At 69.6% G+C, this 16,615-nt stretch carries 15 protein-coding genes; 8 read left to right on the top strand and 7 right to left on the bottom strand.

The window, feature by feature from the left end; genetic code table 11:
* Positions 1 to 7: 7 nt before the first annotated feature.
* Positions 8 to 1,405: a M1 family metallopeptidase gene (locus AW272_RS28760; protein ID WP_066371642.1), complete on the top strand. Its 1,398-nt coding sequence runs from the start codon at positions 8 to 10 to the stop codon at positions 1,403 to 1,405.
* Positions 1,406 to 1,455: 50 nt separating this feature from the next.
* Here AW272_RS28760 and ilvA read toward each other — a convergent pair whose 3' ends face one another.
* From ilvA to AW272_RS28780, 4 genes are all read right to left on the bottom strand, one after another.
* On the bottom strand, positions 1,456 to 2,670 hold the full coding sequence (gene ilvA, locus AW272_RS28765; RefSeq protein WP_083958769.1) for a threonine ammonia-lyase: 1,215 nt from the start codon (positions 2,668 to 2,670) through the stop codon (positions 1,456 to 1,458).
* A gap of 16 nt (positions 2,671 to 2,686) precedes the next feature.
* Complete coding sequence (locus AW272_RS28770; RefSeq protein WP_066371650.1) at positions 2,687 to 3,334, bottom strand: LysE family translocator; 648 nt, start codon at positions 3,332 to 3,334, stop codon at positions 2,687 to 2,689.
* 146 nt (positions 3,335 to 3,480) lie between these two features.
* The gene (locus tag AW272_RS28775) at positions 3,481 to 4,473 is read right to left on the bottom strand and encodes an ROK family protein (RefSeq protein ID WP_066371652.1); all 993 of its coding nucleotides are present in this window, start codon (positions 4,471 to 4,473) and stop codon (positions 3,481 to 3,483) included.
* Positions 4,474 to 4,485: 12 nt separating this feature from the next.
* On the bottom strand, positions 4,486 to 5,661 hold the full coding sequence (locus AW272_RS28780; protein WP_066371653.1) for an FIST signal transduction protein: 1,176 nt from the start codon (positions 5,659 to 5,661) through the stop codon (positions 4,486 to 4,488).
* A gap of 116 nt (positions 5,662 to 5,777) precedes the next feature.
* On the opposite strand from AW272_RS28780, the gene AW272_RS28785 reads away from it, so the two are divergent.
* From AW272_RS28785 to AW272_RS28800, 4 genes are all read left to right on the top strand, one after another.
* The gene (locus AW272_RS28785) at positions 5,778 to 7,244 is read left to right on the top strand and encodes a sigma 54-interacting transcriptional regulator (protein WP_157518854.1); all 1,467 of its coding nucleotides are present in this window, start codon (positions 5,778 to 5,780) and stop codon (positions 7,242 to 7,244) included.
* Positions 7,241 to 9,187: a vWA domain-containing protein gene (locus tag AW272_RS28790; RefSeq protein ID WP_066371655.1), complete on the top strand. Its 1,947-nt coding sequence runs from the start codon at positions 7,241 to 7,243 to the stop codon at positions 9,185 to 9,187. Before AW272_RS28785 ends, AW272_RS28790 begins: the two co-directional genes overlap by 4 nt.
* A gap of 175 nt (positions 9,188 to 9,362) precedes the next feature.
* Entirely contained in the window at positions 9,363 to 9,611 is a 249-nt protein-coding gene (locus AW272_RS28795; protein WP_066371659.1) for a hypothetical protein, read from the top strand.
* Between the two features lie 26 nt (positions 9,612 to 9,637).
* Complete coding sequence (locus tag AW272_RS28800; protein ID WP_066371662.1) at positions 9,638 to 10,069, top strand: hypothetical protein; 432 nt, start codon at positions 9,638 to 9,640, stop codon at positions 10,067 to 10,069.
* A 6-nt stretch (positions 10,070 to 10,075) separates the two neighbouring features.
* On the opposite strand, the gene AW272_RS28805 is transcribed toward AW272_RS28800, so the two are convergent.
* Both AW272_RS28805 and AW272_RS42615 read right to left on the bottom strand, forming a co-directional pair.
* Entirely contained in the window at positions 10,076 to 11,215 is a 1,140-nt protein-coding gene (locus AW272_RS28805; protein WP_066371664.1) for a cystathionine gamma-synthase, read from the bottom strand.
* A gap of 17 nt (positions 11,216 to 11,232) precedes the next feature.
* On the bottom strand, positions 11,233 to 11,394 hold the full coding sequence (locus AW272_RS42615; RefSeq protein ID WP_157518855.1) for a hypothetical protein: 162 nt from the start codon (positions 11,392 to 11,394) through the stop codon (positions 11,233 to 11,235).
* A gap of 133 nt (positions 11,395 to 11,527) precedes the next feature.
* On the opposite strand from AW272_RS42615, the gene AW272_RS28810 reads away from it, so the two are divergent.
* Entirely contained in the window at positions 11,528 to 12,694 is a 1,167-nt protein-coding gene (locus tag AW272_RS28810) for a sensor histidine kinase (RefSeq protein WP_066371665.1), read from the top strand.
* Here AW272_RS28810 and AW272_RS28815 read toward each other — a convergent pair.
* Positions 12,680 to 14,050 carry a cystathionine beta-synthase gene (locus AW272_RS28815; RefSeq protein ID WP_066371967.1) on the bottom strand — a complete coding sequence of 457 codons (1,371 nt, stop codon included), beginning with the start codon at positions 14,048 to 14,050 and terminating at the stop codon, positions 12,680 to 12,682. The genes AW272_RS28810 and AW272_RS28815 overlap by 15 nt on opposite strands.
* 121 nt (positions 14,051 to 14,171) lie before the next feature.
* Here AW272_RS28815 and AW272_RS28820 point away from each other — a divergent pair, with 121 nt between their 5' ends.
* Both AW272_RS28820 and AW272_RS28825 read left to right on the top strand, forming a co-directional pair.
* On the top strand, positions 14,172 to 15,149 hold the full coding sequence (locus AW272_RS28820; protein ID WP_066371968.1) for an SGNH/GDSL hydrolase family protein: 978 nt from the start codon (positions 14,172 to 14,174) through the stop codon (positions 15,147 to 15,149).
* Positions 15,150 to 15,191: 42 nt separating this feature from the next.
* On the top strand, positions 15,192 to 16,538 hold the full coding sequence (locus tag AW272_RS28825) for an outer membrane protein assembly factor BamB family protein (RefSeq protein ID WP_066371668.1): 1,347 nt from the start codon (positions 15,192 to 15,194) through the stop codon (positions 16,536 to 16,538).
* Positions 16,539 to 16,615 lie beyond the last annotated feature (77 nt).

The following is a 16,615-nucleotide window of genomic DNA, read 5'->3' on the forward strand; positions in this document are numbered from 1 at the left end:
GGCACCCATGTTGACCAAGGCGCTTTCCAGCGTTCTCGTCGTCATCACACTCGCGGGTTGTTCACCGTCGGGAGCGTCTGATCAGGTCGATCCGGCCGGCTCAGGCACGGCCGGGGCGGCCGGCATCGGCGACCCCGACTTCCCCGCCGACGGCAACGGCGGCTACGACGTCAGCCACTACGCCCTGACGCTCGGCTACGACCCGCAGTCCCGGCACCTGGCCGGGACCGCGACCATCGACGCCACCGCGACCCAGAACCTGTCGAGCTTCAACCTCGACCTCCACGCCTTCACGGTGAGCTCGGTGACCGTGGGCGGCCATCCGGCGGCGTTCACCCGCTCGGGCGACGAGATGACCGTCACCGCAGGCCTCGCCGGCGGCACCCCGTTCCAGACGGTGGTGACCTACCAGGGCGAGCCGAAGCCCGTGCGCGACTCACCCAACCTGGGCACCTACGGCTTCGTCCCGACCAAGGACGGCTCGTTCGTGACGGCGGAGCCCAACGGGGCCAAGACCTGGTTCCCCGCCAACGACCACCCGGCAGACAAGGCGACCTACGACTTCCGGCTGACCGTGCCCGACGGCGTGACCGCCATCGCCAACGGCGAACTGGCCGGTCAGCCGACCTCGGCGGGCGGCAAGACCACCTTCGTGTGGCGCGAGACCCACCCGATGACGACCTACCTGGCGACGATGACGACCGGGAACTTCCTCGTGAAGACCGGCGACTCCGAGGGCGGCATCCCCATCTACGCCGCCGTCGACCCCCGCTACCAGTCGCAGCTCAACCGGCTCTACGAGGTGTCCGGCCGGATCACCGACTACTGGGTGTCGGTCTTCGGGCCCTACCCCTTCAAGTCGACCGGCGGGGTCGTCGACGACTTCCCCTCGGGCTACGCCCTGGAGAACCAGACCAAGCCGATCTACGGCGGCTTCGAGCCCGACGAGGGCATCATCTCCCACGAGCTGGCCCACCAGTGGTTCGGCGACAGCGTGAGCATCTCCCGCTGGAAGGACCTGTGGCTCAACGAGGGCTTCGCGACCTACGCGGAGTGGCTGTGGAGCGAGCACCAGGGCCAGGGCACCGCCCAGCAGATCTTCGACCGCCACTACCTCAACGCCAACGACCCGATGTGGAACTACCCGCCGGGCGCGGCGCAGAAGGGCGACCTGTTCAACAACTCGGTCTACACCCGTGGCGCGATGGCCCTCCACGCCCTGCGCAAGCGGGTCGGCGACGACACGTTCTTCAAGCTGATCCGCCAGTGGGCAAGCGATCACCGCTACGGCAACGCCACCACCGAACAGTTCATCGCCCTGGCGGAGAAGACCTCGGGCCAGAAACTGGGCGACCTCTTCAACCCCTGGCTCTTCGAGAAGGGCCGCCCGCAGACGGCAACCTGACCTGCGGACCCGCCGACGCAGGGTGCTGGGACCGGCCCCTCTGTCACAGCTCAGGAGAAGATCAGCTTGTAGCCGTCTCGTCTGAGGGCCGCCAGCAGGTCGTCGCAGTGGTCGGGGCCTCGGGTCTCCAGTTGGAGCAGCACTTCGGCCTCGTCGAGGTGGAGGCGGGCGCCGACCCGTTCGTGGACGACGTCGAGGATGTTGGCCCTCAGTTCCGCCAGCCGTCTGAGCAGGGCCGCCAGCGCTCCCGGGCGGTCGGGGAGGCGGATGCGGAAGGCGAGGTAGCGTCCGGCGGCGGCCAGGCCGTGGCGCAGGACGCGGGCCAGCAGCAGCGGGTCGATGTTGCCTCCCGACAGCACCGCGACGACCGGGGGTTCGAAGGCGTGCGGCTTGTCGAGCAGCGCCGCCACTCCCGCCACGCCCGCCGGTTCGACGACCATCTTGCCGCGTTCGAGGCAGAGCAGCAGGGCGCGGGAGAGGGACTCCTCCGAGACGGTCACCACCTGGTCGACCAGGTAGTGGATCATCTCGAAGGGGAGATCCCCTGGCCGCCCGACGGCGATTCCGTCGGCCATCGTGAACTGGGGTTCGACCATCACCGGGTGGCCCGCCGCGAGCGACTCGGGATAGGCCGCGGCGCGTTCGGCCTGGACGCCGACCACCCGTACACCCGGACGGAGGTGCTTGGCCGCCAGGGCCACCCCGGCCGCGAGGCCCCCGCCGCCGATGGCGACCACGATGGTCCCCGTCTCGGGGAGCTGTTCGATGATCTCCAGCCCGATCGTGGCCTGACCGGCGATGACGTCGGGGTGGTCGAAGGGGTGGATGAAGATCGCACCGGTCTCGTCGGCGTGGTGCTTGGCGGCGTGGAGGGCGTGGTCGACGGTGTGACCGGCGAAGATGACCTCGGCGCCGTAGCCCCGGGTCGCCTCGATCTTGGGCAGCGGCGCGCCCTCGGGCATGTAGACGGTCGATTTGGCGCCCAGCAGGCCCGAGCCGAAGGCGACCCCCTGGGCGTGGTTGCCCGCGCTGGCCGCGACGACGCCCCTGGCTCGTTCCTCCTCGGTCAGCCGGGCGATGCGCACGTAGGCGCCGCGCACCTTGAACGACCCGGCCCGCTGGAGGTTCTCGGCCTTCAGGTAGACGGGCCCGCCGATCGTCTCTGACAGCACCCGGGAGTGCACCATCGGAGTGTGCGCGATCACGCCTTTGAGGAGTTCGCGGGCGGCGAGCACGTCGTCGTAGGTCACCTGCTCTACAGCCATGCGCGCCATCCTGCCACTACGGCGTCGCCAGCACGGCTTTGGACCGGTCGGCGGCCAGATGCACCGCGAACGCCCCCAGAACGCTCCCGGTCACAAAGCGCTGGACCCGCACGGCGGCGGGCCGGGTCGAGAGATAGGCGGCCAACGCGCCCGCGCCCATGATGATCATCCCGTTGACCAGGATGCTGATGCTGATCTGAACGCTGCCCAGCACGAAACTCTGCAGGATCACATGACCGTGGGCGGGCTCGATGAACTGCGGCAGCAGTGACATGTAGAGGATCGCGACCTTCGGATTGAGCAGGTTGGTGACCATGCCCATGACGAAGAGACGTCCGTTGGAGTCCTGCGGGAGCTCCTTCGGCGAGAAGACGGCCTGGCCACCGGGCTTGAGCGTCTTCCAGGCCAGCCAGAGCAGGTAGGCGGCCCCGATGAGCTTGATCGCGGTGTAGGCGGCCGGGACCAGCGCGAAGATGGCGGTCAGGCCCAGGCAGGTGGCGGTCAGGTAGACGATGAACCCGACGAACGTGCCCATCAGGGAGACCAGCCCGGCCCTACGGCCCTGGGAGATCGCCCGCGAGGCGAGATAGATCATGTTCGGACCGGGGGTCAACACCATCCCCAGCGAAACGACGGCGATCCCGAGCAGCGCACCCAACTCCATGAACGAGTGCAGCTTGTCTCAAAGAGCGAATATTCCTCCCAAACAGCGTGAATCCCGGCACAAGCGATGGCCAAAGTACACGCGGCACCCGCAGCGCGGGGCCACTCCCGCAGATACTCAATCGCCGCCGGGGACACCAGCCGAGCTCACGGTGACCAGTAGCGGTCCCCACCCAGGATCAGTCCCGCCGCCCCGATCAACCCCGCTTCCTGTCCCAACGCCGCCGGGACGACCCGCACCCTCGACGAGAACCCCATCCGCGCATGGGCCCGCAAGGTCTCTTCCAGGGGCTCGAAGAGCAGGGGTCCCGCCTGCGAGAGGCCGCCGCCGATGGTCACCAGGTCGACGTCGCACAGGTGGGTCGCGGAGGCGATGGCCAGGCCGAGGGCCCAGCCCGCGCGGTTCATGGCCGCGACCGCGATCTGGTCGCCCGCGGCCGCGTCGACGGCCAGTTGACGGCCGGTCGCCGTCGCGTTCTCGCGGTAGAGGGCAGCCGATTCCCGTTCGGTGAGTTCGGGGTCAATGGGGCCGGCGGCGGGTGTGCCGGGCACCCAGCCCTGGTCGACCGCCCAAGCCGCGAGCGCTGGACCTCGGGCGACGGCCTCCAGGCAGCCGTGGCCGCCGCAGCCGCAGGGCGGGCCGTTCGGGTCGACGACGATGTGGCCGATGTGGCCGGCGTTCCCGGTTCCGCCGTTGATCAGGCGGCCGTCCAGGATCAGGCCGCCGCCGACGCCCGTCGACACGACCATCCCGATCATGTTCGAGACGCCCTGGCCGGCGCCCTTCCAGTGTTCGGCCACCGCCAGGGCGATGGCGTCGTTGTGGATGCGTACCGGAACGCCGGGAAACCTCTCCCGGAGCCTGGCCACCACCGGGAAGCCGTCACGCCAACCCGGCATGTTGAGGGGCGCGACCACCCCGTCGGGCCAGGTCATCGGGCCGCCGCAGCCCACGCCGACGCCTTCGACCTGCTCGGCGCCGACCGTGGAGTCGATCAAGGAGAGCAGGGCGCGCCACTGCGTCTCGGCGTCGTCGTCAGGTGGGGTGGGCGCCACTTCCGAGGTCACGATTTTTCCGGACGCGTCGGTCAGGGCGACCGCGCACTTCGTACCGCCGATGTCGATCGCCAGAACCGCCACGGCGTGACTTTCTCACGACGAAGACGAGAAGACCAGGACAGAAGCCGTGAATCCATGTACGTGGTTCACTCCGCCCACCGGCCCCACCTCTCCGGCCGCGAAGAAGCCGGCGATCCCGATGGGCCCCAACGTGTCGCGGAGTGCGAGGGCGTCGTGGTCGGGGGTGCCGAACATCGCCGAGCCCCGCCCGTTGCACGAGAACAGCAGCGCGCCGTCGACCCGGTGGCCGGCCTCGACGTGGGCGTCCAGGAGCTCATAGAGGTCTTCGTCGGCCGTCTCCGCGTCGCGGACCTGGAACCGGACCGTACGGCCGATCTCCACGACGTCCCCGATGGCCACCGCCTCCCGTTCGGGGTCGATGCCCAGCACGCCCCTGATGAGGAAGTCGCCCCGCTCGTGCCGTTCGGCGTACTCGTCCATGGCCACGCCGATCTGCAGGCCGCTGGCCACCAGGTCGCGGTCGTCCTCGTCGAGCGAACTCACGATGTCTTCCAGACGCGCCAGCGCGGGCTGGCCGGCCAGTTCCAGCAGCAGGTTGTCCTCGGCCGCGGTCACGATCATCGTCGGGCCGATGGGCCGGCAACCCTGGCTGACCACCGTGCTGACCTGTATGGGGCCGCTCAGCAGCACCCCGATCGCGCCCTCGTTGTAGACCTCGCCGTCGGCGAACAGCCGGACCGAGCCCCGCCCGCGCAGCCCGTTGGCCAGGCCGCCGATGATCGGCAGCGCCCCCAGCACCTCGCCCGAGTGCTCGATGAAGGCGTCGGTCGGGAAGGTGTACGGATCGGCCAGCATGATCGCCACCCGGTCGTCCGGGTCGCGCTCCGGCAGGCCTATCACCACGAACTTGTCTTCGGCCCGCAACGACTCCAGGGCGAACGTCGACACCCGCGCCTCGCCCAGGCTGGCCGCCCACGCCGACACCGCAGGCGACAGCTCGACCCCCTGGGCGTCGCCGATCACGCCGGTGGCGCTGCAGCCGATCACGGCCGCGTCGGGCACGAGCTGCATGGCCCGCTGCCCGGCTCTGGCGACGTCGTCGGGGTCCTCCCCGCAGATGAAGAAACAGACCAGGTCGGCGGGCCCGGAGAGGCCTTCGACCGCCTGCCGGACGGCCGACTCCGCACTCTCGACGAGATTGGGGCCGACGGCGAGACCGTCGGCGAACCGGCTCGTGATTACCGCCATCGTCTCGCCCCCTCTTTTACGGACAAGTCGCGCTATCTCAGGTAGACGTCTTGCATAGGCTTCATGCCCCGTTTCTCCCCAGACCCACGTAGCAGACGCGCACGGATCGTCACGCGATGGTCAAGATCCAACACCTCAATCGGGTGCCGGAACTCCAATCGCGACGTAGTCTCGATCTCGTGCACAAATCGCCAGCACCTGCTCCGACATTGAGCACTCTGCGCGAACTGCGCGAGAGCGGACATGTCCACCGGTCAGTCAAAGCCGAAATCCGAGAGAATCTGCTGGCCAGGCTGCGTGCCGGTGAGCCCAGGTTCCCGGGCATCGTCGGCTTCGACGACTCGGTGCTGCCCCATCTCGAGCGCGCGCTGATCGCCGGACACGACGTCGTACTGCTCGGGGAACGCGGCCAGGGCAAGACCCGGCTGATCCGCACGGTCGTCGGACTGCTCGACGAGTGGACTCCGGTCATCGCGGGTTGCGAGATCAACGACCACCCCTACGCCCCCGTCTGCGGACGCTGCCGCGCGCTCGGCGAAGACGAGATCGTCGTCGCCTGGAAGCACCGGAGCGAACGCTACGGCGAGAAGCTCGCCACCCCCGACACCTCGGTCGGCGACCTGATCGGCGACGTCGACCCCATCAAGATCGCCGAAGGCCGCACCCTCGGCGACCCCGAGACCGTCCACTACGGTCTGGTGCCCCGCACCAACCGGGGCGTCTTCTCCGTCAACGAGCTCCCCGACCTGGCCGAACGCATCCAGGTCGCGCTGCTCAACGTGCTGGAGGAGCGTGACATCCAAGTCCGGGGCTACAACCTCAGGCTTCCTCTGGACGTCCTGCTCATCGCCTCCGCCAACCCCGAGGACTACACCAACCGGGGACGCATCATCACGCCCCTGAAAGACCGCTTCGGTGCCGAGGTCCGCACCCACTATCCGAAGTCGATCGACGACGAGCTCGTGCTGATCCGGCAGGAGGCGCTGGCCGACATCGGCGCCGACGTGCCCGACCACCTGGTCGAGATCATCGCCAGGTTCACCCGGCTGGTGCGCGAGTCCTCCGCCGTCGACACGCGCTCGGGGGTGTCGGCCCGGTTCTCCATCGCCGCCGCCGAGACCGCCGCCGCCTCCGCCGTTCGCCGGGCCGCCCTGACCGGGGAAGATCTGCCGGTCGCGCGGGTCTGCGACCTGCCGGGCATCGTCCACACCCTGCGCGGCAAGGTCGAGTTCGAGGTCAGCGAGGAGGGCCGGGAGATCGAGGTGCTCTCCCACCTGCTCAGAAGGGCGACCGCCGAGACCTTCCGCGGCACCCTGGGCGGCGCCGACCTCGCCCCCCTGCTCGACAAGTTCGCCGAAGGTGCCCAGATCGAGTCGGGCGAGATGGTCGGCGCCACCGAGCTGCTGCGCCGGATCGGGCGGGTCGAGGGGCTGGCCAAGATCATGTCGCGGATCGGCATGGGCGAGGGCGACGAGTCCCCCGGCCACGCCGCCGCCGCGCTGGAGTTCGCGCTGGAAGGCCTCTACCTGATGCGCCGCCTGTCGAAGGACGACATCGCAGGCGCCGCGGTCTACCGCACGTGACCTCCTATCGGTACGGCGAATACCAGGACGGCCCCGACCCCCTGGCGGCGCCCTACGACGTCAGGGGCGCGCTCGACGAGATGGGTGACGCCATCCTGTCGGGCTCGACGCCCCTCGACGCGCTGCGTGACCTGCTGAAACGCGGTCTGCCCAACGCCCCTGACCGACGGGGCCTCGAAGAGCTGCTCCGCCAGGTCCGCAAGCGCAGAAGGGACCTGCGGCAGAACACCCGGCTCGACGGGATCCTGGAGCAGGCCAGGGAGCTGCTCGAACGGGCCGTCGAGCAGGAGCGCACCGCGCTGTTCCCCGACCCGGCCGACGACGCCCGGTTCCGTGAGGCCCAGCTCGACAACCTGCCGGGGGACACCGCGAGGGCCGTACAGGAACTCTCGGACTATGACTGGCGGTCGCCGCAGGCGCGCCAGTCCTTCGAGGAGCTGCGCGACCTGCTGCGGCGGGAAGTCCTCGACAGCCAGTTCAAGGGCATGAAAGACGCCCTGGCCAACCCCGACCCGGCCGCGATGGAGCGGGTCCGGCAGATGATGGCCGGGCTGAACGAGATGCTCGACCGCGACGCCCGGGGCGAGCACACCCAGCAGGACTTCGACGACTTCATGCGCGAATACGGGGACATGTTCCCCGAGAACCCGCGCAACCTCGACGAACTCGTCGACCAGCTCGCGCGAAGGGCCGCGGCGGCCCAGCGGATGCTGGCCTCGATGACCCCGCAGCAGCGCGCCGAGCTCGCCGGACTGATGGAGCAGAGCCTCCAGCAGAGCGGCCTGGCCGACCAGATGCGCCGCCTCGGCGACTCCCTCTACGCCCGCCGCCCCGACCTGGCCTGGAACTCCGCCGAACGGGTTAGCGGCGAGTCGCCGATGAGCATGGGCGACTCGGTCAGCGCCCTCCAGGAGCTCGCCGACCTCAACGACCTGGAGTCGTCGCTGCGCCAGGACTATCCGGGCGCGCGCCTGTCCGACGTCGACGAGGAGGCGATCCGCCGCGCCCTCGGCCGGTCGGCCGTCGACGACCTGCAGTCGCTCAAGCAGATCGAACGCGAACTGGAGCAGCAGGGCTACCTGCGCCGCAACCGGGGCAAGCTGGAGCTCACCGCCAAAGCCGTCCGCCGCCTCGGCGAGACCGCGCTGCGCCGGGTCTTCAACTCGCTGGAGAGCACCCGCCGGGGCGACCACGACCAGCACGACGCGGGCGCCGCCGGGGAGCTGACCGGCTCGACCCGCCAGTGGCGCTTCGGCGACGAGCAGCCGATCGACGTCGTCCGCACCGTGATCAACGGCGTGCAGCGCGGCGGCGGCTCTCCCGTGAGATTGAGCGTGGACGATTTCGAGGTGGCCGAAACCGAAAGGCGCTCGGCCGCGGCCGTCTGCCTGCTGGTCGACCTGTCCTACTCGATGGCCCTGCGCGGCACCTGGGCGGCGGCCAAACAGACCGCGCTGGCCCTCCAGGCGCTGGTGGCCTCGAAGTTCCCGCAGGACGCGGTGCAGATCATCGGCTTCTCCAACTACGCCCGGGTGCTGCAGCCCGACGAGCTGGCCGGCCTCGAATGGGACATGGTCCAGGGCACCAACCTGCACCACGCCCTGCTGATCGCGGGCCGCCACCTCGACCGGCACCCCGACTTCGAGCCGGTCGTTTTGGTAGTGACCGACGGCGAGCCGACCGCCCACCTGATGCGCGACGGCAGCCCCCGCTTCGAGTGGCCCCCCTCGAAGGAGACCCTCGAACTGACATTGGCCGAGGTCGACAAGATGACCCGGCGCCGGGCGACACTGAACGTCTTCATGCTGGCCGCCGACGACCGCCTCCGCGCCTTCATCGACGAGGTCGCGCGGCGCAACGGCGGCCGGGTGTTCGCCCCCAACGTCGACAAGCTCGGTGAGTACGTCGTCAGCGATTTCCTGCGAGCACGGCGGCGAAAATAGACAAAGCGAGACGCGGACGGCCGGAGGCCGGTCGTGGCTCGCGTAGCGAATCTGCCTGATAGACAGGGTGATATCGGTCTAACAACGGGTGAGAGCAGCCTTCCTCGCACCTCACATCTGACCATGTGCCGCGACTCATAGTGTGCGATTCACCGCAGCGATTGGAGTCGCGCACATGTTGTCCAGCCTCATCCTCGTCGTCTCTCTCCTGCTCGCCTTCGGCGCCGTGGCGAGCTTCGCCCTCGTGGTGCTCAGCATCAAGCGGGAAGACCGCCGGCGCAGCCTCACCCTCAGCCCCCAGAGTGCCCTTTCGTCGATGTCGCGGCGCATGCTCGGACTCAACGTGGACCACACGGCTTGTGTGATCCACCCCGAGCAGGCCTGCCGGACGTGCGCGAAGGTCGACGACACTCTCACCGTCTGAGTCGTGATCGCGATAGCCTTCGGCGCATGTCGTTTCTCGACAAGCTGCTGCTCTGGCTTCACATCGCCTTCGCCATCTTCACGATCGGCCCGCTGACCGTCGTCACGAGCTCGATCCCGCGCTACATCCGCAACCAGGATCTGAGCGTTCTGCGCTACCTGAGCCGGATGGGCCGGGTGTTCGGCCTGCTGACTCTGGGGGTCTTCCTCTTCGGCGTGCTGCTCGGGGGCAGCGGGCTCGGAGCGGTCTACCTCACCGTATCCATGACGCTGTTCATAGTCGCGGCCGTGATGCTCGTCATCATCGACCGCGACACGAAGAAGGCGATCACGGCTCTGGAGAACGACGACCCGTCGGACGACGGGAAGGTCCAGACCGCCAAGATCGCCGCACTGGGCGGCATCGTCGCCCTGATCTGGCTGGTGATCCTCGTTCTGATGGTCTTCTTCAACCCCTGAGCGGGGTCAGCCGAGGGCCTGGGAGAGATCGTCGAGGAGATCCCCGACGGTCTCGATGCCGACCGACAGACGCACCAGGTCGGCCGGCACCTCGAGCGGTGAGCCCGCCGCGCTCGCGTGGGTCATCCGGCCGGGGTGCTCGATCAGTGACTCGACCCCGCCGAGCGACTCGCCGAGGGTGAACAGGCGGGCCCGGTCGCACACGTCGACGGCCGCCTGCTCGCCGCCCGCGACGCGGAACGACACCATGCCGCCGAACCGCTTCATCTGCTTGGCGGCGATCTCGTGGCCGGGGTGACGCTCCAGCCCCGGGTAGAACACCTCGACCACCTTCGGGTGGGAGACCAGCAGGTCGACGACGCGCTCGGTGTTGTCGCAGTGGCGGTCCATGCGCACCCCGAGGGTCTTCACCCCGCGCAGCGTGAGCCACGCGTCGAACGGACCGGCCACCGCGCCCATGGCGTTCTGGTGGTAGGTGAGCTCCTCACCGATCGTGGTGTCGCGGGCGACCAGCGCACCCCCGATGACGTCGGAGTGGCCGCCGACATACTTGGTCGTCGAGTGGACCACCACGTCGGCGCCGAGCGCCAGCGGCTGCTGCAGGTAGGGCGAGGCGAAGGTGTTGTCGACCACGAGCAGCGCGCCGCCGTCGTGGGCGATCGACGCGAGCTTCTCGATGTCGGCGATGCCGAGCAGCGGGTTCGTCGGCGTCTCCACCCAGATGACCTTGGTCTCCGGCCGCATGGCCGCGCGCACCGCGTCGGCGTCGCCCAGCGGAACCGGGTCGTAGGCCAGGCCCCAGCGCTCCAGCACCTTGGCGAACAGCCGGTAGGTGCCGCCGTAGGCGTCGTCCGGGATGATCACGTGGTCGCCGGGCCGGCAGACCGCGCGCAGCAGCGTGTCCTCGGCGGCGAGGCCGGAGGCGAACGCCAGCCCGCGCACCCCTCCTTCGAGGGCGGCCAGGCACGATTCGAGGGCGGTCCGGGTCGGATTGGCCGACCTGCTGTATTCATATCCGCCCCGAAGGCCGCCCACGCCGTCTTGCTTGTACGTCGAGACGGCGTAGATGGGCGGGACCACTGCCCCGGTCAGCGAGTCGGGTTCCTGCCCGGCGTGGATGGCCAGGGTTTCGAAGCCTTCAGTCATGAAGACGAGGGTATCGGCTAGGCCGCCCTCTGCTTTTCCTTCGCCCTGAACTCGGGCAACTCCACGACCTCGGCTTTCTTCTCCCGCTCGAACCACGAGAGGAAGACCGGGTCGGCGAACGCCAGCGCGGCGACGAGCACCATTCCTAAGGCCACCAGGACGATCGCGACGACGGTCACGACAACCACCTCCACTACCTATGGAACAAGAAAGACCCCTCTCTCCATCTCGCCCGCGCGAACGGTTCGGACCGATCGGATCGGCCGATCGGCCGATGCCCGATCTACCCCTTTCGTCGTAGCCTCGGCCATCGTGTGGGAACGACTGAGCACCTGGACCCAACGGGTGGGCGAGATTCTGCTGCTCGGCACACTCGGGCTGTGCTTCCTGTTCGACGGCCTGATCCCGGCGGGGGACAACGGCCCCGGTCTGGCCGTCCGCCTGTTCGGGGGCGCGCTCGGCATCCTGGCGGTGGTGCTGCGCAAGCGGAGAACCTGGATGGTCGCCACCGCGATGCTGGTGGTGTCGGTGGCCCTGTCGTTGTCAGTGCTCCGCGTCTCCAACTTGCACGCGACCGGGTTCACCGAGGCGGGCGCGTTCATGGTGCTGACGATCACCGTGCTGCGCCGGGTGGAGCCGATCCGGCGCGCGATCGTGCTGGCGGTCGTGACTCTGGTGGTGCTCGCCACGCTCGCGGGATTCCGGTTCGAGGGGCCGGATACCGCGAACGACATCTACTCGTCGGCGGCCACGGCGGGGGCCACGGTCGTGTTCATCCTCGGCTGGGGCGTCGCGGCCGGGATCGGCGGTTACCTGAGGGTCCAGCAGGAGCGCCGCAAGATCGGCGAGGAGCGGGTCAGGCGGGGCGAGCGCCTCGATCTGGCCAGGGAGCTCCACGACCTGGTCGCCCACCACATCACCGGCATCGTCGTGCAGGCCCAGGCAGCCCGGACCGTCGCCGAGACCCACCCGGAGGCGGTGGTCCCGGCCCTCGACGCCATCGCCGGGGCCGGCAGTGAGGCGCTGACCTCGATGCGCCGCCTCGTCGGGGTGCTCCGCGCCGACCAGCACGCCCCGCGCAACGTCGGCGTCACCCTCGACGACCTGCGGAAGATGGTCGACCAGTTCTCGCCGTCGGCCACCTTCGACCTCGGTCCGGGCGTCTCGTCGCTGACCCTGGCCCCGGAGGTGCTGACCACACTGCACCGGGTGCTGACCGAGTCGCTCACCAACGTGCGCCGCCACGCGCCGCACGCGCCGTGGGTCGAGGTGCGGCTGACCACCTTCGGCGACGCGGTGAGGCTCCGCGTCGCCAACCCGCTCTCCGCCGCCGACCCCCGGCTGTCCCGGCTCGGCGGCGGCTTCGGCCTGGTGGGCATGGCCGAACGCGTGGAGACCATGGGCGGCCACCTCATCGCCGGCCCGGTGGCCGGGCATCAGTGGGAGGTGGCCGCCGAGGTGCCGCTACCGGCCGGCTAGGAACGCCAGCAGGTCTTGCCTGGTCACGAGACCGGCGGGCTTGCCGTCGTCGAGGACGACCGCCGCGTCGGCCTTCTCCAGCGCCTCGATCGCACGGGCCACCGCCTCGCCGGAGCCGATCATCGGCAGCGGCGCGGACATGTGGTCGCCCAGCGGGTCTTCGGGGCTGACCTTGCCCCGGTAGAGACCGTCGAGCAGGTCGCGCTCCACGATCGAGCCGACCACCTCGGCCGCCATGACCGGAGGCTCCTCCTTCATCACGGGCAACTGCGAGACACCGTATTCACGCATGATCGAGATCGCCGTGGACACAGTCTCATGAGGATGCACATGGACGAACTGCGGCAGCACCCCACCCTTGCGCACGAGCACCTCGCCGACGGCGTGCTCGTTGGCCGCCGTGGACAGGAAGCCGTAGTCGGCCATCCACTCGTCGTTGAAGATCTTCGACAGGTAGCCACGCCCGCTGTCGGGCAGCAGCACCACCACGACGTCGTCGGGGCCGGCGTTGCGGGCCACCCGCAGGGCCGCGACCGTGGCCATCCCGCAGGAGCCGCCGACCAGCAGCGCCTCTTCGCGGGCCAGCCGCCGGGTCATGCCGAACGAGTCGCGGTCGGAGACGGCGATGATCTCGTCGCAGATCGTGGTGTCGTAGGTGGCCGGCCAGATGTCCTCGCCGACGCCCTCGACCAGGTAGGGACGGCCGGTGCCACCGGAGTAGACCGAGCCCTCGGGGTCGGCGCCGATGATCTTCACTCGGCCGCCGGAGACTTCCTTCAGGTACTTACCGGTGCCGCTGATCGTGCCGCCGGTGCCGACACCCGCGACGAAGTGGGTGATCCGGCCCTCGGTCTGGTCCCAGATCTCGGGACCGGTCGAGTGGTAGTGGCTGGCCGGGTTCTCCGCGTTGGTGTACTGGTCGGGCTTCCAGGCGTTCGGGGTCTCCCGCGCCAGCCGGTCGGACACCGAGTAGTAGGAGTTGGGATGGTCGGGCGAGACGGCCGTCGGGCAGACCACGACCTCGGCCCCGTAGGCCCGCAGCACGGCGATCTTGTCGTTGGCGACCTTGTCGGGCACGACGAAGAGGCACTTGTAGCCCTTCTCCTGCGCCACGATGGCCAGCCCGACGCCGGTGTTGCCCGAGGTCGGCTCGACGATCGTGCCGCCCGGCTGGAGCGCGCCGCTGCGCTCGGCCGCCTCCACCATCCGGACGGCGATGCGGTCTTTGACCGACCCGCCGGGGTTGAAGTATTCGACCTTCGCCAGCACCTGCGCCGGCGCGCCCGCCGTCACCTTGCGGAGCCTCACAAGCGGGGTGTTCCCCATCAGCTCGATCAGCGAGTCGTGTACGCGCACAGCGAGAACCACCTTGCGTTCTTTGCCGAAGCTTTGTCGGCCGGACGGCAGCCACAGCCCCAAGGGGGTGGCCGGGGCTGAGCTAGTTTTCACCTCACACCGTATAGGGGGTTTGACGTCGGTGATCTGGACACCGGGCGCGGCACGCGCCGCCAGGCGGATCGCGACCGCGGCGGCACTGGGCGGGGGCGGCATGACCGCCCTGGGCGCGGCGACCTACGCGCTCCTGCTGGCCGAGGCCGCGGTGGCCCGCCGCATCGTCGGCCGCCCGGTCTCCGATGACGGCCCGCCTTCCAACGGGACGTACGGCGACGATCCCGGTGAGCCGATTTCCCTGGTCGTGCTCGGCGACTCGACCTCGGTCGGGCTCGGCATGACCGATCCGAAGGACACCCCGGGCGTGAACCTCGCCCTGGGCCTGGCGTCCCTGGCCGAACGCCCGGTGCGGCTGACCGTCGTGGGCCGTTCCGGCGCGATCTCCCGCGATCTCGACGCGCAGGTCGACCGGGCCGTCGAGGCCCGTCCGGATCTGGCGGTCATCTTCATCGGCGCCAACGACGTCACCACCCAGACCCGCCCGGCCACGGCGGTCGGCCATCTCGCCGACGCGGTGCGGCGCCTGCGCGAATCGGGGGCGCAGGTCGTGGTGGGCACCTGCCCCGATCTCGGCACCGTCCGGCCGATCGCCCAGCCGTTGCGCTGGGTGACGCGCCGGTGGAGCCGTCAGCTCGCCGCGGCCCAGACGATCGCGGTGATCGAGGCCGGCGGGCGGACGGTCAGCTTCGCCGACCTGCTCGGACCCACGTTCATGACAAATCCGGCAGAAATGTTCGGACCGGATCGATTCCATCCAAGTGCCCGAGGCTACCTACAGGCTGCTTACACAGTGCTACCTTCTGTATGCGCCGCGCTCGATTTGTGGCCTGAGCCCTCCCCCGAGCGCGTCGAAGGCTCGCAATACCTTCTGGCGGCGATGGCCGTTGAGGAACCCGGAACCGAGGTCACCGCGACCCGCGTCGCAGGCCGGGCGGTCGGTCCCCACGGACGGTGGGCCATGCTGCTCCGCCGCAGGCGTGACGCGGTGTCTCCGCACACCTGATTCCGGTCACCCTCGGCGTCCGGGCCGTCACCCCCTGGAGGAGTGATCTTGAAACGGCCCCATGCCCTCGCGCTCGCCCTGCTCACCTGTGGAGCCCTGGCCGCCTGCTCGGGCAGTGACGCGGCCATCGCCCCTGAGAACTTCCCGACCTGGAGCAACACCCAGGTCAACCTGGTCAGCCGAACCACCGTCGGGGCCGGGGTGGCCGCTCTGACGTCGATGCGGGCCGACGGCGCCCTGGAGACCGTGGCCATCGATCTGACCAGCGGAAAGAAGCTCTGGGCCCAGCCCGCGACGATGGCCGGGCGGCTGCCCGGCATGGGGGTGCAGGCCCCCGCGACGGTCGAGACCGCCCCCGATCAGGGCGTCGTGGTCGCGCTCGACCCGGCCAAGCGGGGCAAGTGGAACGCGACGCTGATGGCGCGCGAGGCACGTACCGGAAAACAGTTGTGGACCCGGCCGGTCCACTCGACCTTCGGGCCGCAGCGCTGCGGCAAGTTCGTGTGCATGTCGGAGCACACGGCCCTGGCGAACGCGCGGATGATCGTGCTCGACCCGCTCACCGGCAAGATGCTGTGGAAGATGCCCGGCATCGCCGAGGTCGAGTGGGCCGACGACCAGCACGTCGTCATCCTGCGGCTGGCGGCCAACCCCGTCGTCGAGGCCTACAAGCTGAAGGACGGCAAGCCCCTGTGGCAGCAGCCGGTGCAGGCGGCCCTCGGGAACGGGGTCGACCTGTCGGGCGGCTGGGCGTTCGGGGTGGCCGGCGATCGGCTGGTGGGGTACATCGCGCCGTACACACACCCGAAGTCCGGGAAGACCTCCACGTTCGGGATGTTCTCGATCCGGATGAACGACGGGGTGATCGACTGGGTCCGCCCCTCGGTGGTGCGGGTCTACCCGAGCGGCAACCCGGCCGTCTCGCCGGTCGTGCGGCCGGTCGACGACGAGGGCACCTACGGCGGGTTCGCCCGGCTCGACGGGTCGACCGGCCGGGTGATGGGGCAGATCACCGCCACCCAGGTGCCCGGTTCGGGCTGGTGGCTGGCGTTCCCGTCGGCGATGAACACCCTGGGGTTCCTCAAGCACAACGCCCCGGGCACCGCCTTCGACCTGTCCAGCGGCCAGGCCACCCAGGCGAAGGGGGTCAGGAGCTGGTCGTTCTGCGTGACCGACCCGCAGCCGCTGGGCAAGGCCGCGGCCGGTTTCTTCTCCGTGGCCTCGCTGTGCGAGTTCGACCTGGCCACCGGCAAGCGCACCACCGAGCCGGGCGCCCCGCCCGCGTGGTTCACCGGCGCCCAGAACGGCTGGCGCCTGTGGCGTGACGAGAAGGGCGCCCTGCACGGAATCAAGGACGCCACCACAACGCTGCCCGGCATGTATGGCTGATCCTTGTGCAACAGTACAAAGTTCTGTTTTCTGGCACCCTGACGCCGACTTCGGGAATCCCAGGTAGTAGCTTTCTC

The sequence above is a fragment of the Herbidospora mongoliensis genome (genome assembly GCF_001570545.1).
Taxonomy (GTDB): domain Bacteria; phylum Actinomycetota; class Actinomycetes; order Streptosporangiales; family Streptosporangiaceae; genus Herbidospora; species Herbidospora mongoliensis.

Bases quoted from the DNA above. Each gene is read 5' to 3' on its own strand.
- AW272_RS28760 (WP_066371642.1), top strand. From the start codon at position 8: ATGTTGACCAAGGCGCTTTCCAGCGTTCTCGTCGTCATCACACTCGCG.
- ilvA (WP_083958769.1), bottom strand. From the start codon at position 2,670: ATGGCTGTAGAGCAGGTGACCTACGACGACGTGCTCGCCGCCCGCGAA.
- AW272_RS28770 (WP_066371650.1), bottom strand. From the start codon at position 3,334: ATGGAGTTGGGTGCGCTGCTCGGGATCGCCGTCGTTTCGCTGGGGATG.
- AW272_RS28780 (WP_066371653.1), bottom strand. From the start codon at position 5,661: ATGGCGGTAATCACGAGCCGGTTCGCCGACGGTCTCGCCGTCGGCCCC.
- AW272_RS28785 (WP_157518854.1), top strand. From the start codon at position 5,778: ATGGTCAAGATCCAACACCTCAATCGGGTGCCGGAACTCCAATCGCGA.
- AW272_RS28795 (WP_066371659.1), top strand. From the start codon at position 9,363: ATGTTGTCCAGCCTCATCCTCGTCGTCTCTCTCCTGCTCGCCTTCGGC.
- AW272_RS28800 (WP_066371662.1), top strand. From the start codon at position 9,638: ATGTCGTTTCTCGACAAGCTGCTGCTCTGGCTTCACATCGCCTTCGCC.
- AW272_RS28805 (WP_066371664.1), bottom strand. From the start codon at position 11,215: ATGACTGAAGGCTTCGAAACCCTGGCCATCCACGCCGGGCAGGAACCC.